Here is an 18,422-nt window from a genome sequence, read left to right as displayed (position 1 = left end):
AACCTGGTTAAACCGCGGCGGCCCCCGAGACGATCTCGGTGAGTTCCTGAGTAATGCTGGCCTGACGAGCTTTGTTGTAAACCAACTGCAGCTCTTTAATCAGGCTGCCGCCATTATCGGTCGCGGCTTTCATCGCCACCATTCGTGCGGCCTGCTCGCTGGCCAGGTTTTCTACAACGCCCTGATAAACCTGAGATTCAACGTAACGACGCAGCAGGGTATCCAGCAGCGGTTTCGGATCGGGTTCATACAGGTAATCCCAGGCTTTCTGTTTCAGCTCGTCATCTTCTGATGCCGGTAACGGCAGCATCTGAGTGAGCGTAGGCACCTGAGACATGGTGTTAATAAATTTGTTGCTGACAACGTACAGTCTGTCCAGACGGCCTTCATCGTAGGCCTGCAACATCACTTTAACCGGGCCGATCAGTTCGGACAGGGACGGGTTATCACCCATACCGGTCACCTGAGCGACAATGTTGCCACCAACGGAGTTAAAGAAAGAGACGCCTTTAGAGCCAATCAGTGCCAGATCGCACTGAACGCCTTTATCGGACCAGCCTTTCATATCCGCCAGCAGTTTTTTGAACAGGTTAATGTTCAAGCCGCCACACAGACCACGGTCAGTCGACACCACCAGGTAGCCCACGCGCTTAACGTCGCGTTCTTCCAGGTAAGGGTGTTTATATTCCAGATTACCGTTTGCAAGGTGACCAATCACTTTGCGCATGGTCTCTGCATAAGGACGGCTGGCCGCCATGCGATCCTGCGATTTACGCATTTTGGAAGCGGCGACCATCTCCATCGCTTTAGTGATCTTTTGCGTGTTCTGGACGCTTGCGATCTTACTACGTATCTCTTTTGCGCCGGCCATGAGCTTCTCCTCAATGCCAGACGGCTTGTCCTGAGACAAGCCGCCGGACGATTACCAGGATTGGGTTGCTTTGAAGGAATCGAGGATAGCTTTCAGCTTGCCTTCGATTTCGTCGTTATAGCCACCGGTCTGGTTGATCTCTTGCATCAGCGGAGCGTGATCACGGTCGACGTAAGCCAGCAGAGCGGCTTCGAAGCTACCGATTTTCGCCAGTTCCACATCTTCGAGGTAACCGCGTTCAGCCGCGAACAGTACCAGGCCCTGCTGAGCAACAGACATTGGCGCGTACTGTTTCTGCTTCAGCAGCTCGGTCACTTTCTGACCGTGGCTCAGCTGTTTACGGGTTGCTTCGTCCAGATCGGATGCGAACTGAGAGAACGCAGCCAGTTCACGATACTGTGCCAGCGCGGTACGGATACCACCGGACAGTTTCTTGATGATCTTGGTCTGAGCAGCACCACCCACACGGGATACGGAGATACCCGGGTTAACCGCCGGACGAATACCGGAGTTAAACAGGTTGGTTTCCAGGAAGATCTGACCATCGGTAATGGAGATTACGTTGGTCGGAACGAACGCAGAAACGTCACCCGCCTGGGTTTCAATGATCGGCAGAGCGGTCAGAGAACCTGTTTTACCCTTCACTTCACCTTTGGTGAAGTTCTCGACGTATTCCGCATTAACGCGGGAAGCACGCTCCAGCAGACGAGAGTGGAGGTAGAATACGTCGCCTGGGAATGCTTCACGTCCTGGTGGACGACGGAGCAGCAGGGAAACCTGACGATAAGCAACAGCCTGTTTAGACAGGTCATCGTATACGATCAGCGCATCTTCACCGCGGTCACGGAAGTATTCGCCCATTGCGCAACCAGCGTATGGTGCCAGGTATTGCAGTGCAGCAGATTCAGACGCGGTAGCTACCACAACGATGGTGTTAGACAGTGCGCCGTGCTCTTCCAGTTTACGAACCACGTTGGAAATGGTGGACGCTTTCTGGCCGATAGCCACGTACACACATTTGATGCCGGAATCACGCTGGTTGATGATGGCGTCGATTGCCATCGCGGTTTTACCGGTCTGACGGTCACCGATGATCAGTTCACGCTGACCACGACCGATTGGGATCATGGCATCAACGGACTTATAACCCGTCTGCACTGGCTGATCAACGGACTGACGGTCGATAACGCCTGGTGCGATAACTTCGATTGGAGAGAAGCCATCGTGCTCAACCGGACCTTTACCGTCGATTGGCGCACCCAGGGTGTTAACAACGCGACCCAGCAGGCCACGGCCAACCGGCACTTCCAGAATACGGCCAGTACACTTAACCTTCATGCCTTCGGCAAGGTCAGCGTATGGACCCATCACAACGGCACCTACGGAGTCGCGCTCCAGGTTCAGTGCGATAGCGTAACGGTTACCCGGCAGGGAAATCATCTCACCCTGCATACAATCGGCCAGGCCGTGGATGCGGATAACGCCGTCACTTACAGAAACAATAGTACCTTCGTTGTGAGCTTCACTCACAACACTGAACTGAGCAATGCGCTGCTTGATCAGTTCGCTGATTTCGGTGGAATTCAGTTGCATGCTCCAGTCCCCTTAAGACTGCAAGACGTCTGCAAGGCGCTCAAGACGGCCGCGTACGCTGCCATCAATGACCATATCACCCGAACGGATGATTACGCCTGCCATTACAGACTTATCGATTTTGCAATTCAGCTTAACTTTGCGTGACAGACGTTTTTCCATCGCGGCGGTGATTTTCGCAAGCTGTTCATCACTCAGTTCAGTCGCGGAAGTTACTTCAACTTCAGCGGTAGCTTCACTAAGGGCACGTAAGTGCTCAAACTGCTCGAGAACATCCGGGAGCACACGGAGACGACCATTTTCCGCCATCACCTTAATCAGGTTCTGGCCGTTGGCATCCAGTTGCTCTCCGCACACGGCGATAAACGACGCGGCGAGGGTTTCAGGCGCTAACGCACCAGAAAGCAACTCGGCCATTTGTTCGTTTTTCGTCACCTCAGCGGCAAACGCCAGCATATTCTGCCAGCGATCGACATTTTGGTGTTCGACAGCAAAGTCAAAAGCTGCTTTGGCGTAGGGGCGAGCTACCGTAACAAATTCAGACATCAGCCCCTCCCTCCTTACAGTTCAGCGACAAGTTTGTCCACGATGTCGCTGTTAGCAGCTTCATCCACGGAACGTTCGATGATCTTCTCGGCGCCAGCAACAGCCAGAATCGCAACCTGCTTACGCAGTTCTTCACGAGCACGTTTACGCTCAGCTTCAATTTCAGCCTGAGCCTGTGTCACGATCTTAGTACGTTCCTGTTCTGCTTCAGCTTTGGCTTCGTCCAGGATCTGAGAACGGCGTTTGTTAGCCTGTTCAATGATTACCTGAGCTTCAGCTTTCGCTTTTTTCAGCTGGTCTGTCGCGTTGGCCTGTGCAAGGTCCAAATCTTTCTTAGCGCGTTCTGCGGAAGCCAGACCGTCAGCAATTTCTTTCTGACGTTTTTCGATGGCAGCCATTAAAGGCGGCCATACATACTTCATGCAGAACCAGACAAAGAGAATAAACGCGATGGCCTGGCCGAGGATTGTTGCGTTCATGTTCACAGCACAATACCTCTTAAATTTCTGTGGCTTGGGGTTTTAAAACAACTACTACGCGACAGCAAACATCACGTACAGACCCAGACCTACAGCGATCATTGGGATTGCATCCACCAGACCCATAACGATAAAGAACTGAGTACGCAGCAGAGGAATCAGATCAGGTTGACGCGCTGCGCCTTCCAGGAATTTGCCCCCGAGGATGCCGATACCGATCGCAGCACCGATAGCCGCCAGACCCATCATCACAGCGGCAGCCATGTACAGCAGATCCATATTCAGGTTTTCCATGACAGTCTCCAGTTTGTTTCAATTAAAACGTAGTAGTGTTGGTAAAAAATCAGTGCTCTTCAGACGCCATCGACAGATAGACGATCGTCAGAACCATGAAGATAAAGGCTTGCAGCGTAATGATCAGGATGTGGAAAATGGCCCATGGCACATTCAGAATCCACTGTGACCACCACGGCAGAAGACCCGCGATCAGAATGAAAATCAGCTCACCCGCATACATGTTGCCGAACAGTCGCAGACCCAGTGAAACAGGTTTGGACAGCAGGCTAACGCCTTCCAGGATCAGGTTGACCGGAATAAACGCCCAGTGGTTGAACGGCTGCAAGGTAAGCTCTTTCACAAAGCCGCTTACGCCTTTCATTTTGATGCTGTAGAAAAGAATCAGGATAAATACGCCCAGCGCCATCGACAGGGTGATGTTCACGTCGGCAGACGGAACCACGCGCAGGGCAGGCAGACCGAAGACATGCTCGCCGATCCACGGCAGGAAATCGATAGGCAGAAGGTCCATCAGGTTCATCAGGAAGACCCAAACGAACACGGTCAGGGCCAGCGGAGCAATCAGCTTGCTCTTACCATGGTACATGTCTTTGACGCTGCCATGGACGAAGCCGATGATCATCTCGATGAACGTCTGGAATTTCCCTGGAACACCGCTGGTCGCTCGTTTAGCAACACCGCGGAACATGGCCAGGAACAGAAGACCCAAAACCACCGAGAAGAACATGGAGTCGATGTTGATCGTCCAGAAGGTGGCCGGGGGGTTATGTGGATCCACCAGCGAGAATGTACGCAGGTCCAGCTGAAGGTTATTCAGATGGTGACCTATGTAATCCTGCGGCGTCATATTTTCTGAAGCCATGATGCCTTTTACCCTTTGTTATTGATTACAGCTGGAGCCAGAACTTGTACCACCAGCACCAAAACCCACGTTGCTATCAGCGGCATGAATACCACTTTCAAAACCGCCAGCGCCATCACCAGTAGAGCAAAGGTCAGCAACACCTTACACACTTCGCCGAGAGCGAAGGACCAGGCCACGCGGCCTTTGGCGGGTGTATGCGCCTGATGACGCCAGGCAAAAATCATAAACAACACGTTTGGCAGAACCACCGCCAAACCTCCGCACGCGGCGGAGATGCCCCAGAAGGGGTCTTTGAGGCTAAACAGCAGTCCACTTGCTATCACAGCCAGAAACTGAATGAACAGAAGCTTACGAGCAACGTTTCTACTCAAGAGCGACACAGACATCACGTTTTTACTCCTGCTCCCTTCGAGGTATGCCGCGTGTCGTATAAAACGTCCTTTAAGGCTCAGAGTCAAGCATCAAAAAGCGGTCAAATTATACGGTGCGTACCCGTGATTTCAAACATTAAGTAGCGAAAAGGTGAATAAATGTTTAAATATTTTTCCCCAGTCCTATTTTTCAACTTTTGAACTCAGTGCCAACCTTCAGGCAAAACTGCAAACAGCGCGGAAACGTTGGTGATAAAGCGTGCACGAGATCACAAAATACACATTTGCGATAAAGTGGTATTTATCAAAGACGTAAAACGATTTATTTCATCCGATTGAAATTAAAGCAAAAAAATCGCAACTATTTTTAAAACAGAGCCGTATACAACAAAAACCTTTTATTGACATTCTTAATAAATATTTAACATTTCATTCTTGTTGCCTTTACCCACTTTTAGCAGGCTGATATTTTCATGGTTGACTATCTTCAGGGTGAACGAATCACTTCAGGTTAACCATAAGAAAATCCATGGTGACAACAAGGTTAAATTAACTACGGCCAAATCAGACTGGATGTGCTGCTTTTTAACACCATCAGAACAGCACAAATTCCACATTTTTTATTAATTTTTTAAAAGGTGTTTGGCTTAATTATCACCAGATGACGCTCACCTTCGAGCTGAGGGATCTGGAGTTTTTCAATGGATTCCACTGCAAAACCGTCCGGAAGCTGCTCTATTTCGTCCCCCGGAAGTTGTCCTTTCAGCGCATAAAAACGGCCCTTATTCGCCGGCAGGTGTTTGCACCAGCTCACCATGTCATTGAGTGAGGCAAATGCGCGGCTGATAACGCCGTCAAACGGTGGCTCTGCCGGGAACTCCTCTACCCTGCTCTGCACGGGCGTGATGTTTTCCAGCTTCAGCTCATGCTGAACCTGTCGTAAAAAGCGTACGCGCTTGCCCAGACTGTCCAGCAGCGTGAAATGACTCTCCGGTCGAACAATAGACAACGGAACGCCCGGCAAGCCCGGACCGGTGCCCACGTCGATAAAACGTTCACCGGTAAGATACGGCGCCACAACGATGCTATCGAGAATATGGCGAATCAGCATCTCGTTGGGATCGCGTACGGAGGTGAGGTTGTACGCTTTATTCCATTTGTTCAGCATATCGACATAGGCCACCAGCTGATTTTTCTGGTGATCGGTGAGCGAAATACCTGCCTGTTCCAGCAGACGAGAGAGTTTATTGAGCACGGTGGATACCTGTTGAGAGATTTTTCGCCCGGTGGCGCTGCCGCTTACCGGGCCTACGATTAAGTAGGGCGGGTAAGCGAAGCGCCACCCGCCCAAAAACAATGTTAATTACGCGCTGCGGCGCAGCATACCCTGCTTTTTCAGCCACACCAGCAGAATCGAAATCGCGGCAGGTGTGACACCGGAGATACGTGAGGCCTGGCCAATCGACACAGGTTTGTGATCGTTCAGCTTAGCGATCACTTCGTTGGAAAGCCCCGTCACCTGACGATAGTCCAGCATTTCCGGCAGCAGCGTATTTTCGTTGCGCTGCTGTTTTTCGATCTCATCCTGCTGACGCGCGATGTAACCTTCGTATTTCACCTGAATCTCGACCTGTTCAGCCGCTTCAGCGTCTTCAAGGCCCGGTGCGAACGCGGTCAGTTTGACCAGATTCTCGTAGGTGACTTCAGGACGGCGCAGCAGATCTTCACCACTGGCTTCGCGCGAAAGCGGCGCAGTTAAGTGAGCGTTCACTTCAGCAGCAGTTTCCGCCTGCGGATTCACCCAGGTGGTTTTCAGGCGCTGACGTTCCTGTTCGATACGCTCCAGCTTCTCGTTGAAGCGCGCCCAGCGTTCGTCATCCACCAGACCCAATTCGCGGCCCACCTCGGTCAGACGCAGATCGGCATTGTCTTCGCGCAGCATCAGGCGATATTCCGCACGAGAAGTAAACATGCGGTACGGTTCTTTGGTCCCCAGCGTGCAGAGATCGTCGACCAGAACGCCCAGGTAAGCCTGAGAACGCGCCGGTGCCCAGCCCTCTTTCTCGGCAGAGAAGCGAGCGGCGTTCAGACCGGCCAGCAGTCCTTGTGCGGCAGCTTCTTCGTACCCGGTGGTGCCGTTAATCTGGCCTGCGAAGAACAGACCCTGGATGAATTTGCTTTCCAGCGTCGGCTTCAGGTCACGCGGATCGAAGAAATCGTACTCAATAGCGTAGCCAGGACGAACGATCTTCGCGTTTTCCATCCCCTGCATTGAACGCACAATCTGCATCTGCACGTCGAACGGCAGGCTGGTGGAGATGCCGTTCGGGTAAATTTCGTTCGAGGTCAGTCCTTCAGGTTCGAGGAAGATCTGATGCTGGTTACGATCGGCAAAGCGCATCACTTTATCTTCGATCGACGGGCAATAACGTGGGCCGATCCCTTCGATCACGCCGGCGTACATTGGGCTGCGATCGAGGTTATTGCGGATCACGTCATGGGTTTTTTCATTGGTGTGCGTGATGTAGCACGGCACCTGCTGCGGATGTTGCGCCGCATTGCCCATGAACGAGAATACCGGCATCGGGTTATCACCGTGCTGCTGTGCCAGAACGCTGAAATCAATGGTACGCGCATCAATTCGCGGCGGCGTACCGGTTTTCAGGCGGCTTACGCGCAGCGGCAGCTCACGCAGACGACGAGACAGCGGAATCGACGGCGGATCGCCCGCACGGCCACCGCTGTAGTTGTCCAGACCAATATGGATTTTACCGTCCAGGAATGTCCCGACCGTCAGCACCACCGCTTTTGCGCGGAACTTGAGACCCATCTGGGTCACGGCGCCAACAACACGATCGTTTTCCACGATAAGATCTTCTACAGCCTGCTGGAAGATCATCAGGTTCGGTTGGTTTTCCAGCGCGGTGCGCACAGCCTGACGGTAAAGCACGCGGTCTGCCTGTGCACGGGTGGCGCGAACAGCCGGACCTTTACTCGCGTTTAGTATCCTAAACTGGATACCCGCATGATCGATCGCTTTCGCCATCAGGCCGCCAAGTGCATCCACTTCTTTTACCAGGTGTCCTTTCCCAATGCCGCCAATCGCCGGATTACAGGACATTTGTCCCAGCGTGTCGATATTGTGTGTCAAAAGCAGGGTCTGCTGACCCATTCGCGCTGCGGCCATTGCGGCCTCAGTGCCTGCGTGACCCCCGCCAATGATGATGACGTCAAAAGGATCCTGATAAAACATGGTGGTCTGCCTCGCGTAAAGCGGTATGAAAATGGATTGAAGCCCGGGCCGTGGATTCTACTCAACTTTAGTCTTTCGAGAAAGCATTGGGATCCTGGGCTATTAAAAAGAAGATCTTTTTATTTAGAGATCTTTTCTATTGTGATCTCTTATTAGGATCGCAGACCTTTGTGGATAAGTCCGATCCCATAAATAAGATCATGCAGTTAGGAAGGATCGTTTGCTGTGAATGATCGGTGATCCTGGACCGTATAAGCTGGGATCAGATCGGCACTTTATACACAGGTCAAAAACTAAACTAACGTTGTTCTTTGGATAACTACGGGTTAATACGAGCTTTTAACCAGAGTTATCCACATCTAATCGCACGATCTTTAATCGTTTTTGAGTAAATTTTTCCATTCCGCGAGCCAGATCTCGGCTGGATCTTCGGGAATATCATGATCGAGGATGTTGATCTTCAGCGTTTCACCCAGCTGTTTTGCTCCGCAGGCGGTCACCGCAGCTTCTACTTTCTCTATGGCGCCACAGAAAGTGTCATATTCACGGCTGCCGATCCCTACAGCGCCAAACCGGACGTTTGACAGATCGGGCTGTTGTTCCAGCAGTTCGTCATATAAAGGTTGCAGGTTATCCGGCAGATCGCCCGCGCCGTGCGTGGAGGTGATCAGCAGCCAGACCCCGTCAGTCGGGAGATCTTCCAGCAGCGGTCCGTGCAGCGTTTGTGTAGAAAAGCCCGCGTCTTCCAGCTTCTCAGCCAGATGTTCCGCTACATATTCCGCACCGCCCAGGGTGCTGCCGCTGATAAGAGTAATGTCCGCCATTGATCGCTCGCTCAGATAAAGAGGCGGCCATTGTACGCTGTGAACGAGCTGGGATCTACCTGTGGAAAATGTGGGAATGAAATTGCCCGATCACGGGCGGATAGTACGCATGATCGGGTTTTGCAGGGAGATCAGGGTTTCGGTGGACTGAATTTCATCGATTGTTTGGATCTTGTTGATAAGTACCTGCTGGAGGGCGTCGATGGATCGGCACATGACCTTTATAAAGATGCTGTAGTGCCCGGTGGTGTAGTACGCCTCAGTGACTTCATCCAGCGCGTTCAGCTTCTCCAGCGCGGAGGGGTAATCTTTGGCGCTTTTCAGAATAATGCCAATGAAGCAGCAGACGTCGTAGCCGAGTTGCTTCGGGCTGACATCAATGCGTGCGCCGGTGATGATCCCGGCCTGCTTCATTTTCTCTACGCGAACGTGAATAGTCCCCGGGCTGACGCCAAATTGTTTCGCCAGTTCGGCATACGCGGTGCGTGCGTTGGCCATGAGCGCTTCCAGAATGCCGCGGTCCAGATTGTCGATCTGATAATTTTCCATAGGTTTTTCTTATGAAGATTAATGATTCCTTCTATTCTAGCGCCTTATTTTAACGAATCAAAAGTGAAGGTGACTTTTTGTTGATTGGTTATTGAATTAAGTGCCTGTTCTGTTGCTTAATCAGTATTAACAGGACGCAGGAGTATAAATAATGAAAACCGCTTACATCGCAAAACAACGCCAGATCAGTTTCGTTAAATCCCATTTTTCTCGCCAGCTGGAAGAGAAGCTTGGCCTTATTGAAGTGCAGGCGCCGATTCTGAGCCGCGTGGGTGACGGGACGCAGGATAACTTGTCTGGTTGCGAAAAAGCGGTACAGGTAAAAGTGAAAACACTGCCAGACGCCCAGTTCGAAGTGGTTCATTCCCTGGCGAAGTGGAAGCGTCAAACCCTGGGACAACACGACTTCAGCGCGGGCGAAGGGCTTTACACGCATATGAAAGCCCTTCGCCCCGATGAAGACCGCCTCTCCCCCATTCACTCTGTCTACGTTGACCAGTGGGACTGGGAGCGCGTAATGGGTGACGGCGAGCGTCACGTCGGTACACTGAAATCCACCGTTGAGGCGATCTACGCCGGGATCAAAGCGACCGAAGCGGCCGTGAGCAAAGAGTTTGGTCTGGCACCGTTCCTACCGGAAACGATCCACTTTGTTCACAGCCAGGAGTTGCTGAGCCGTTTCCCGGATCTGGATGCCAAAGGCCGTGAACGCGCGATCGCCAAAGAGCTGGGCGCGGTATTCCTGATCGGCATTGGCGGGAAATTGTCTGATGGTAAACGTCACGACGTCCGTGCGCCGGATTACGATGACTGGAGCACCGTGGGCGAGAGCGAATATGCCGGTCTGAACGGCGATATTCTGGTCTGGAACCCGGTTCTGGAAGATGCGTTTGAACTCTCTTCGATGGGGATCCGCGTGGATGCTGAAGCACTGAAGCGTCAGCTGGCCGTGACCGGTGATGAAGATCGTCTGCAACTGGAGTGGCACCAGGCGCTGCTGCGCGGTGAAATGCCGCAGACCATCGGCGGTGGTATTGGCCAGTCTCGTCTGACCATGCTGCTGCTGCAACTCTCTCATATTGGCCAGGTACAGTGTGGGGTCTGGCCGCAGCAGGTACGTGAGAGCGTCGGTTCTCTTCTTTAATTAACGTCGCCAGCGTCTGAGCAGGCGGCTACGCAACCCGGTATCAAAGCGCCAGATGTGATCGAAGATGCGCATGATGCCGGGTTTTCCATGTGCAGACATCGCCACGGCATGGAAGCGGTGCTGATGCACGCGCTGCATCTCCTTCACTTTATTCACGACGTCGTCCGGCAGCCGCTGGGCAATAAAATCGGAAATCACCACCGCATCCGCGTCGTACCAGTCTCCGCCCTGCATGCGCTCAATGATGCTGCGAAAACAGCTGGCCAGATCGGTGCCGCCGCGAAAGCGCTGGCTTAAAAAGCGGATCGCCTGCTCCAGCCCCTGTGGGCTGGTCAGTTCATACCCCACCACTTCGCTGGAAAATAACATGATGTAGCAGCGACGACGATCGGCGAGCGCCACGCGCATCAGAGCCAGGCAGAACGCTTTTGCACACTGCTCGTTAAATCCCCCCATCGATCCGGACGTATCTACGCAAACAATGAATGGACCGCGCGGTTGCTCATCAAAGTCCTGATGCACCACCGGGCGCTGGCTGATTTTTTCGCGCCAGGCTTCGCCATGCAACCGATAGGTAAGAAGCTGTTTTTCCACCAGACGGCGATAAAACTCATACTCCAGTTCGGTCATTCCCAGCGTGCTGAGTTCCGTAGGCAACAGGCGCAGGATATCATCGCTTTGCTGTAAGCCGTCCACCTGCTCCGGTACGGTGGACGGCTCGCGTACCAGCGTACGAAAGGTTTCCATCGGCGCATCTTTCTTTGGAACTGACCTGGCCTCCCGGGAACGACCAAGCTGTTCAGCAAGCTTCATCAGCTCCGGCTGTTGTGCCAGAAAGTCGCCGTACTTCACGATCAACTGATAATCGCCACGTTTTAACTGACCGGCACTCATATCCCAGAGTCGACCGGCGGCGTTTTCATTCTCCACCAGCACCTGTTCTAGCTGGCCGCTTAACGTCATCCGCTCCTGAACTTCGCTTAACAGCTGTTCGCGCTCTTCGTCCAGCAACTGCTGGTTGAGAGAGGTGGCCTGAACGACAAGACTGAGCCGCCAGCGCTGTAAAAACAGCGTATGCAGGGCGGGAGTAAAGCTGGGGTTGTCCGTGACCAGCGCTCTGGCCTGGCTGGCAAACGGGGAGTGAACGTTATCTAGCAGCGTCAGGGTTTGCTGTAGCTGGGCAATAAACTGCGGCGTTGAAAGCCGCTGGCACTGCTGGTAACCAGCCACTTCCTCTGTCAGTTCCGGCGGGACTTCCGTCTCCTTAAACCGCTGGCGCAGGTTATCGCGCCAGCGGGGAAGATCGTCCGTCATTGCTTTTCTGAGCTTCGGAAATTTTTCAAAGAAGGCCGCCAGCTGCGGTGAAGCGAGCAGGGTAATGACGACCTCTTCGATCAACCCTTCCTCGCTAACCGCCAGCATGACGTTAAGCGTGTCCAGCGTTAGCATTGACGCGCCTGTTTAATCTGCGCGCTGACATCCTGCAAGCTGGCTTCAATGCGACCTAACCAGTCGCTATGGATAAAGAGGCATTTCTGCTGCTCGCTGAAGCGCGTGTGCTGCTGATGCCATTCGTTATCCAGCGCTTCGAGCTGCTGTTTGATCTCCTCCGGAAGACTGTCAGAGGCCGTGCCCGGCAGCGCCAGGCGCGATCCCTGAAGGCTGACGTCGCGGATCACAAGGTGCTGGCTGCTGTCGACTTCCATCGACAGCGGCTGTGCAAAGCCGATACCGTTGAGTTTACCGCGGATCTCGCCGCCCTTATCCAGCCACTGAACCAGCGCAACGCGTTCGATCGTCACGTGCACCACCTGCATATCATGAAGCTTCAGCGGCTGCTGAAGAAGAAGCGTGAGCGAGGCGTCAGTCAGCTCGGCTGGCAGTTCATAGTGCGGTTTACGGGCAAACATCCCGCCAAGACGGTTCACCTTCAGCGCGGTTTTGTCACTTTGCTGCTGCTGAAGCTGAAGACGACGTTGGGCAATCGCCCCCAGTTGATTAAGCATGGATTGCTGACCCCACGCGTGCCCGGTCATCAAAACGTCCAGCTGCTGCTGCATCAGATTCATCCCTTCTGCGTCGTGCCACAGACAGTCTTTCAGCAGGATCAGATCGATGGGGGCGACAGCATCGCGGCCGCTGAACAGGGCGCTTGCCTGAAGCAGACGAATGGCTTTTTTCCAGCGACGGTCGGAGACGTACGGCGCGGAGGGCAATAAATCAAGCTGCTGGCGCAGCATGAAGATCAGCTCAAAGACAGCATCGGGCAGCTTAATTTTGCCTATCTCTTCCTGCCACTGGTCATACTCTTCGTCCGTGACCTGTAATGATGGTGCCACCGGATTTTCGTTTTCGTCCTGCTGGCTTACCAGCATTGAGCGGAAGTTCGATTTGTCCTGGACTTTATCCAGCCACAGGCGGATCAGCATGCGGTCATACAGCGCTTCCAGGCTGCTGTCGGCTTCGGGAAGTTCGTTAGACGCGGCCACCAGCAACCGCATGGGGATCTTCTCTTCGCTCGCGCCGTTGCGGAAGCGGCGTTCGTTGATTGCCGTCAGCAGGGTATTCAGAATGGCCGGGCCGGCTTTCCAGATCTCATCAAGAAAGACGATTTCCGCTTCCGGGAGATAGCCCGCCGTCAGACGTTCATAGCGTCCCTCATCTTTTAACGCCTGAATGGAGAGCGGGCCGAAAACTTCTTCCGGCGTGGAGAAACGCGTCATCAAATACTCGAATGCGCGAGCGTTCTGGAAAGCGAATTTGAGGCGGCGTGCGATCAGACTTTTGGCAATGCCCGGCGGACCCAGCAGAAACACGCTTTCCCCGCTCAGCGCCGCCAGTAAACAGAGGCGAATGGCGTGGCTACGCTCGTAAAGGCCTTTCTCCAGCGCACTGCTGAGGCGGGAAATTCTTTCTGCTAATAAATGTGAGTGAGCCATAATAGTTTTGCATCCTTTCGCCGTCGTGGCGGCTAATTGAAGCGAGTATAGACGTTTCGGTCTGGCCTGGTAATAGGCTGAAGTGCGGCGCTATTTTCTTTGCGCTACATTAATGCGGCTGCATTTAGGGGTACGATTTTGCATTGAATCGTGCATACTGTGCGCTTTTTGTGGGCCAAGGGACTAAGCACACATTTGTTATTCAAACGAAAAGACTAGTCTATGAGCACTGATAATAAGCAATCATTACCCGCAGTAACGCTTGCAGCGATCGGGGTTGTCTACGGTGATATCGGCACCAGCCCGCTTTATACGCTTCGTGAATGTTTGTCCGGTCAGTTTGGTTTTGGTGTAGAGCGTGACGCCGTATTTGGTTTCCTCTCGCTCATCTTCTGGCTGCTGATCCTGGTGGTCTCCCTTAAGTATCTCTCTTTCGTTATGCGGGCTGATAACGCGGGCGAGGGCGGTATTCTGACCCTGATGTCCCTTGCTGGGCGCAATACGTCTGCAAGAATGACCTCCGTGCTGGTCATCATTGGCCTGATTGGCGGCAGCTTCTTCTATGGGGAAGTCGTGATTACGCCAGCGATTTCGGTGATGTCGGCCATAGAGGGGCTGGAGATTGTCGCGCCTCAGCTTGATACGTGGGTGGTGCCACTCGCTATTATCGTGCTGACGTTGCTGTTTGCTATACAAAAACACGGTACCGGGCTGGTGGGTAAGCTGTTCGCGCCTATTATGCTGGCCTGGTTCCTGATCCTGGCGGCGCTGGGCTTACGCAGTATTATTGCCAACCCGGATGTCCTGCACGCGCTGAACCCAATGTGGGCGGTGCATTTCTTCCTGGAATATAAAGTGGTGTCGTTTGTGGCGCTGGGCGCGGTAGTGCTTTCCATTACCGGTGTTGAAGCGCTTTATGCAGATATGGGCCACTTCGGGAAACTCCCAATTCGCGTCGCCTGGTTTAGCGTTGTTCTGCCTTCACTGGTGCTGAATTACTTCGGCCAGGGCGCGCTGCTGCTTGCCCATCCTGAAGCGATTAAAAACCCGTTCTTCCTGCTGGCGCCGGACTGGGCGCTGGTTCCGATGCTGATCCTGGCGACGCTGGCGACGGTCATTGCCTCTCAGGCTGTCATTTCCGGCGTATTCTCCCTGACGCGTCAGGCCGTGCGTCTGGGGTATCTCTCGCCGATGCGCATTATCCATACCTCTGAGATGGAGTCAGGTCAGATCTACATTCCGTTCGTCAACTGGCTGCTCTATTTCGCGGTGGTGATTGTTATCGTCAGCTTCGAGCACTCCAGTAACCTGGCGGCGGCGTACGGTATCGCGGTAACCGGAACGATGGTGTTGACCTCTATTCTCTCCACCACCGTGGCGTACCGTAACTGGCACTGGAATAAGTTCCTCGTGGGGCTGATCCTGGTTGGCTTCCTCTGTATCGACGTACCGCTGTTCTCTGCGAACCTCGATAAGATTGTCTCCGGTGGCTGGCTGCCGCTGACGCTGGGTCTGGTGATGTTCATCGTGATGACGACGTGGAAGAGCGAACGTTTCCGCCTGCTGCGTCGTATGCATGAGCACGGTAATTCTCTGGAGGCGATGATCGCCTCGCTGGAGAAATCCCCGCCGGTGCGAGTGCCGGGTACGGCGGTGTATATGTCTCGTGCGCTGAACGTGATCCCGTTTGCGCTGATGCATAACCTTAAGCACAACAAAGTGCTGCACGAGCGCGTGATCCTGCTGACGCTGCGTACCGAAGATGCGCCGTATGTTCACAATGTGCGACGCGTACAGATTGAGCAGCTGTCGCCAACCTTCTGGCGCGTGGTGGCAAGCTACGGCTGGCGCGAAACGCCGAATGTGGAAGAGGTATTCCACCGCTGCGGTCTGGAAGGGTTGAGCTGCCGCATGATGGAGACATCGTTCTTTATGTCCCACGAGTCGCTGATCATCGGCAAGCGCCCATGGTATCTGCGTCTGCGCGGTAAGCTGTATCTCATCCTGCAACGTAACGCCCTGCGTGCGCCTGACCAGTTTGAGATCCCGCCCAATCGCGTGATTGAGCTGGGGACGCAGGTCGAGATTTAATTCTCAGTGCGGCCTGATGCCCTCACCCAGCCCCTCTCCCACAGGGCTGAGGGATCCCCAGTAATTTTTTTATGCAGAAGCAATAAAGTTGCTTTCTAAATGACTGAGGGCTGTCAGCGATGCCCTGGTCCGGCTGTAAATCGCTGAGGCGTTTGCCTTCCGGCCGGGGCGAGGCGCAGGGATGCGCCGAGAGGGCGGCTTTACAGGGACGTTGCCTCCGCCCGTACCCGATAAGCCGGAAGGAATAAGCCGAGGGCACCGCGAAGCGGCGATTTACCGCCGGGAGCCCGGGTCGCCAGGGTGGTGGCGACTGAGCCACCCTGGCACGTTCACCGGTCATGTCGTTACAGAGTAGCAAGGAACATAAAGTGAACGGAATGACCACCACCGCCGTATGTTCCCCTCACCCTAACCCTCTCCCCGGAGGGGCGAGGGGATTGCTCAGTGCTCGCATTAATTTGTGGGGAACCCTCAGCCCACAGGGAGAGGGCGCAAACATAAAAAACGGTAACCTGACGGTTACCGTTTTGCATTTACCTCCTTTGCATTTCACTTAGCGAAACGTTTCGACGCCGATCACAAATCCGTTACGTCATGATGGTTTTCTGAACACTTCTGCGGCTACACTGTTTTTAGCGAAACGTTTCGCTAGTGGAGCAAAAAATGAAGAAAGGCACAGTACTCAACTCAGAAATATCATCGGTAATTTCCCGTCTTGGGCATACCGATACGCTGGTGGTTTGCGATGCAGGCTTACCGGTTCCGCGCAGCACAACCCGTATCGATATGGCGTTAACGCAGGGCGTACCCTCGTTCATGCAGGTACTGGAAGTCGTGACGGCGGAGATGCAGGTTGAGGCGGCCATTCTCGCGGCGGAAATCAAACAACATAATCCGCAACTCCACGAAACGTTGCTCAGCCACATTGAGCAACTGCAACAGCACCAGGGAAACACCATAGAAATTCGTTACACAACGCACGAGCAGTTCAAACAACAAACCGCAGACAGTCAGGCGGTGATTCGCAGCGGGGAGTGTTCCCCGTATGCGAATATCATTCTCTGTGCTGGCGTCACCTTCTGAGGCCATCATGGACGCATTACTGCAACTCAAAGGGATCGATAAGTCGTTCCCGGGCGTTAAAGCCCTCTCCGGCGCGGCGCTGAACGTCTATTCCGGGCGCGTAATGGCGCTGGTGGGCGAAAACGGCGCGGGCAAATCCACCATGATGAAAGTGCTGACCGGTATCTATCAACGCGATGCCGGTTCGCTGCTGTGGCTGGGTAAAGAGACCACCTTCAACGGCCCGAAATCCTCTCAGGAAGCGGGCATTGGCATCATCCACCAGGAGCTGAATCTGATCCCGCAGCTCACCATTGCGGAGAACATCTTCCTCGGCCGTGAGTTCGTGAACCGGTTTGGCAAAATCGACTGGAAAACCATGTATGCCGAAGCGGACAAACTGCTGGCGAAGCTGAATCTGCGCTTTAAGAGCGACCGACTGGTGGGCGACCTTTCCATCGGCGATCAGCAGATGGTGGAGATCGCGAAGGTGCTGAGCTTCGAGTCGAAGGTCATCATTATGGATGAACCGACCGACGCCCTGACCGATACCGAAACCGAATCCCTGTTCCGCGTGATCCGTGAGTTGAAATCCCAGGGGCGCGGCATTGTCTATATCTCTCACCGCATGAAAGAAATTTTCGAGATCTGCGACGACGTCACCGTCTTCCGCGACGGGCAGTTCATTGCCGAGCGTGAAGTGGCCACGCTGACCGAAGATTCGCTGATTGAAATGATGGTGGGACGTAAGCTCGAAGACCAGTATCCGCGTCTGGACAAAGCGCCAGGAGAGATCCGCCTGAAGGTGGATAACCTCTGCGGGCCGGGCGTGGATGACGTCTCCTTTACCCTGCGCAAGGGCGAGATCCTTGGCGTCGCGGGCCTGATGGGCGCGGGACGTACCGAACTGATGAAAGTGCTCTATGGCGCACTGCCGCGCACCAGCGGCTACGTTACCCTTGACGGCCATGAGGTGGTCACCCGCTCGCCGCAGGATGGCCTGGCGAACGGCATTGTCTATATCTCCGAAGACCGTAAGCGTGACGGCTTAGTGCTGGGCATGTCGGTAAAAGAGAACATGTCCCTGACCGCGCTACGCTATTTCAGCCGCAGCGGCGGCAGCCTGAAACACAAAGATGAGCAGCAGGCGGTCAGCGATTTTATCCGTCTCTTTAACGTTAAAACCCCATCGATGGAGCAGGCGATTGGCCTGTTGTCCGGCGGTAATCAGCAGAAAGTGGCGATTGCCCGCGGGTTGATGACGCGCCCGAAAGTACTGATCCTCGATGAGCCAACTCGCGGCGTTGACGTGGGCGCGAAAAAAGAGATCTATCAGCTGATTAACCAGTTCAAGGCCGACGGTCTGAGCATGATTCTGGTCTCTTCCGAGATGCCAGAAGTATTAGGCATGAGCGATCGCATTATCGTCATGCATGAAGGGCATCTCGGTGGTGAATTCACTCGCGAGCAGGCCACCCAGGAAGTTCTGATGGCTGCCGCTGTGGGCAAGCTTAATCGCGTGAATCAGGAGTAAG

17 protein-coding genes are annotated in these 18,422 nt (G+C 53.9%); 4 read left to right on the top strand and 13 right to left on the bottom strand.

All coding sequences use genetic code 11. The features are described 5' to 3' along the window. Positions 1 to 7: 7 nt before the first annotated feature. The 11 genes from atpG to asnC all read right to left on the bottom strand — a co-directional run bounded on the left by atpG (position 8) and on the right by asnC (position 9,648). A complete protein-coding gene (atpG, locus tag ACQG2Q_RS25365) occupies positions 8 to 871 on the bottom strand; it encodes a F0F1 ATP synthase subunit gamma (RefSeq protein ID WP_003862364.1) in 864 nt (287 codons plus the stop codon). 51 nt (positions 872 to 922) lie between these two features. Continuing rightward, entirely contained in the window at positions 923 to 2,464 is a 1,542-nt protein-coding gene (gene atpA, locus ACQG2Q_RS25360; RefSeq protein ID WP_006808751.1) for a F0F1 ATP synthase subunit alpha, read from the bottom strand. 12 nt (positions 2,465 to 2,476) lie between these two features. Then, positions 2,477 to 3,010, bottom strand: coding sequence for a F0F1 ATP synthase subunit delta (gene atpH, locus ACQG2Q_RS25355; RefSeq protein ID WP_003862369.1), 534 nt, complete (start codon positions 3,008 to 3,010; stop codon positions 2,477 to 2,479). Between the two features lie 14 nt (positions 3,011 to 3,024). After that, a complete protein-coding gene (gene atpF, locus ACQG2Q_RS25350; RefSeq protein WP_003862370.1) occupies positions 3,025 to 3,495 on the bottom strand; it encodes a F0F1 ATP synthase subunit B in 471 nt (156 codons plus the stop codon). 48 nt (positions 3,496 to 3,543) lie between these two features. Next, complete coding sequence (gene atpE / locus ACQG2Q_RS25345) at positions 3,544 to 3,783, bottom strand: F0F1 ATP synthase subunit C (protein ID WP_000429386.1); 240 nt, start codon at positions 3,781 to 3,783, stop codon at positions 3,544 to 3,546. Positions 3,784 to 3,832: 49 nt separating this feature from the next. After that, the gene (gene atpB, locus ACQG2Q_RS25340) at positions 3,833 to 4,648 is read right to left on the bottom strand and encodes a F0F1 ATP synthase subunit A (protein WP_022649873.1); all 816 of its coding nucleotides are present in this window, start codon (positions 4,646 to 4,648) and stop codon (positions 3,833 to 3,835) included. A gap of 8 nt (positions 4,649 to 4,656) precedes the next feature. Further along, complete coding sequence (gene atpI / locus ACQG2Q_RS25335) at positions 4,657 to 5,037, bottom strand: F0F1 ATP synthase subunit I (RefSeq protein ID WP_003862375.1); 381 nt, start codon at positions 5,035 to 5,037, stop codon at positions 4,657 to 4,659. A gap of 616 nt (positions 5,038 to 5,653) precedes the next feature. Further along, complete coding sequence (rsmG, locus tag ACQG2Q_RS25330; RefSeq protein WP_023305125.1) at positions 5,654 to 6,277, bottom strand: 16S rRNA (guanine(527)-N(7))-methyltransferase RsmG; 624 nt, start codon at positions 6,275 to 6,277, stop codon at positions 5,654 to 5,656. A gap of 108 nt (positions 6,278 to 6,385) precedes the next feature. Next, positions 6,386 to 8,275 carry a tRNA uridine-5-carboxymethylaminomethyl(34) synthesis enzyme MnmG gene (gene mnmG, locus ACQG2Q_RS25325; protein WP_003862379.1) on the bottom strand — a complete coding sequence of 630 codons (1,890 nt, stop codon included), beginning with the start codon at positions 8,273 to 8,275 and terminating at the stop codon, positions 6,386 to 6,388. Between the two features lie 374 nt (positions 8,276 to 8,649). After that, the gene (gene mioC / locus ACQG2Q_RS25320) at positions 8,650 to 9,099 is read right to left on the bottom strand and encodes an FMN-binding protein MioC (protein ID WP_003862381.1); all 450 of its coding nucleotides are present in this window, start codon (positions 9,097 to 9,099) and stop codon (positions 8,650 to 8,652) included. Between the two features lie 90 nt (positions 9,100 to 9,189). Beyond that, complete coding sequence (gene asnC / locus ACQG2Q_RS25315; RefSeq protein ID WP_003862383.1) at positions 9,190 to 9,648, bottom strand: transcriptional regulator AsnC; 459 nt, start codon at positions 9,646 to 9,648, stop codon at positions 9,190 to 9,192. Positions 9,649 to 9,799: 151 nt separating this feature from the next. Between asnC and asnA the strand changes: the two genes are divergently transcribed. Beyond that, positions 9,800 to 10,792 carry an aspartate--ammonia ligase gene (gene asnA, locus ACQG2Q_RS25310; RefSeq protein ID WP_003862385.1) on the top strand — a complete coding sequence of 331 codons (993 nt, stop codon included), beginning with the start codon at positions 9,800 to 9,802 and terminating at the stop codon, positions 10,790 to 10,792. Here asnA and viaA read toward each other — a convergent pair whose 3' ends face one another. Together viaA and ravA are read right to left on the bottom strand one after the other, a co-directional pair. Then, entirely contained in the window at positions 10,793 to 12,244 is a 1,452-nt protein-coding gene (viaA, locus tag ACQG2Q_RS25305) for an ATPase RavA stimulator ViaA (protein ID WP_048966198.1), read from the bottom strand. Beyond that, complete coding sequence (gene ravA / locus ACQG2Q_RS25300; protein WP_022649869.1) at positions 12,238 to 13,734, bottom strand: ATPase RavA; 1,497 nt, start codon at positions 13,732 to 13,734, stop codon at positions 12,238 to 12,240. Before ravA ends, viaA begins: the two co-directional genes overlap by 7 nt. A 222-nt stretch (positions 13,735 to 13,956) precedes the next feature. Between ravA and kup the strand changes: the two genes are divergently transcribed. From kup to rbsA, 3 genes are all read left to right on the top strand, one after another. Beyond that, the gene (gene kup / locus ACQG2Q_RS25295) at positions 13,957 to 15,825 is read left to right on the top strand and encodes a low affinity potassium transporter Kup (RefSeq protein ID WP_006808744.1); all 1,869 of its coding nucleotides are present in this window, start codon (positions 13,957 to 13,959) and stop codon (positions 15,823 to 15,825) included. A 663-nt stretch (positions 15,826 to 16,488) separates the two neighbouring features. Beyond that, complete coding sequence (gene rbsD / locus ACQG2Q_RS25290) at positions 16,489 to 16,908, top strand: D-ribose pyranase (protein ID WP_003862392.1); 420 nt, start codon at positions 16,489 to 16,491, stop codon at positions 16,906 to 16,908. A 7-nt stretch (positions 16,909 to 16,915) separates the two neighbouring features. Then, positions 16,916 to 18,421 carry a ribose ABC transporter ATP-binding protein RbsA gene (gene rbsA, locus ACQG2Q_RS25285; protein WP_063850467.1) on the top strand — a complete coding sequence of 502 codons (1,506 nt, stop codon included), beginning with the start codon at positions 16,916 to 16,918 and terminating at the stop codon, positions 18,419 to 18,421. Position 18,422: the final 1 nt, after the last annotated feature.

This window comes from Enterobacter cloacae complex sp. 370H10 (genome assembly GCF_050031535.1).
Lineage (GTDB): Bacteria > Pseudomonadota > Gammaproteobacteria > Enterobacterales > Enterobacteriaceae > Enterobacter > Enterobacter intestinihominis.
The sequence above is the reverse complement of the archived record's forward strand: the minus strand, read 5'-3'. Positions and strand labels throughout refer to the sequence as shown.

What these genes read in the sequence shown, in the direction of transcription:
- atpG (WP_003862364.1), bottom strand. Translation starts at nt 871, where the DNA reads ATGGCCGGCGCAAAAGAGATACGTAGTAAGATCGCAAGCGTCCAGAAC.
- atpA (WP_006808751.1), bottom strand. Translation starts at nt 2,464, where the DNA reads ATGCAACTGAATTCCACCGAAATCAGCGAACTGATCAAGCAGCGCATT.
- atpH (WP_003862369.1), bottom strand. Translation starts at nt 3,010, where the DNA reads ATGTCTGAATTTGTTACGGTAGCTCGCCCCTACGCCAAAGCAGCTTTT.
- atpE (WP_000429386.1), bottom strand. Translation starts at nt 3,783, where the DNA reads ATGGAAAACCTGAATATGGATCTGCTGTACATGGCTGCCGCTGTGATG.
- atpB (WP_022649873.1), bottom strand. Translation starts at nt 4,648, where the DNA reads ATGGCTTCAGAAAATATGACGCCGCAGGATTACATAGGTCACCATCTG.
- atpI (WP_003862375.1), bottom strand. Translation starts at nt 5,037, where the DNA reads ATGTCTGTGTCGCTCTTGAGTAGAAACGTTGCTCGTAAGCTTCTGTTC.
- mnmG (WP_003862379.1), bottom strand. Translation starts at nt 8,275, where the DNA reads ATGTTTTATCAGGATCCTTTTGACGTCATCATCATTGGCGGGGGTCAC.
- mioC (WP_003862381.1), bottom strand. Translation starts at nt 9,099, where the DNA reads ATGGCGGACATTACTCTTATCAGCGGCAGCACCCTGGGCGGTGCGGAA.
- asnC (WP_003862383.1), bottom strand. Translation starts at nt 9,648, where the DNA reads ATGGAAAATTATCAGATCGACAATCTGGACCGCGGCATTCTGGAAGCG.
- asnA (WP_003862385.1), top strand. Translation starts at nt 9,800, where the DNA reads ATGAAAACCGCTTACATCGCAAAACAACGCCAGATCAGTTTCGTTAAA.
- viaA (WP_048966198.1), bottom strand. Translation starts at nt 12,244, where the DNA reads ATGCTAACGCTGGACACGCTTAACGTCATGCTGGCGGTTAGCGAGGAA.
- ravA (WP_022649869.1), bottom strand. Translation starts at nt 13,734, where the DNA reads ATGGCTCACTCACATTTATTAGCAGAAAGAATTTCCCGCCTCAGCAGT.
- kup (WP_006808744.1), top strand. Translation starts at nt 13,957, where the DNA reads ATGAGCACTGATAATAAGCAATCATTACCCGCAGTAACGCTTGCAGCG.
- rbsD (WP_003862392.1), top strand. Translation starts at nt 16,489, where the DNA reads ATGAAGAAAGGCACAGTACTCAACTCAGAAATATCATCGGTAATTTCC.
- rbsA (WP_063850467.1), top strand. Translation starts at nt 16,916, where the DNA reads ATGGACGCATTACTGCAACTCAAAGGGATCGATAAGTCGTTCCCGGGC.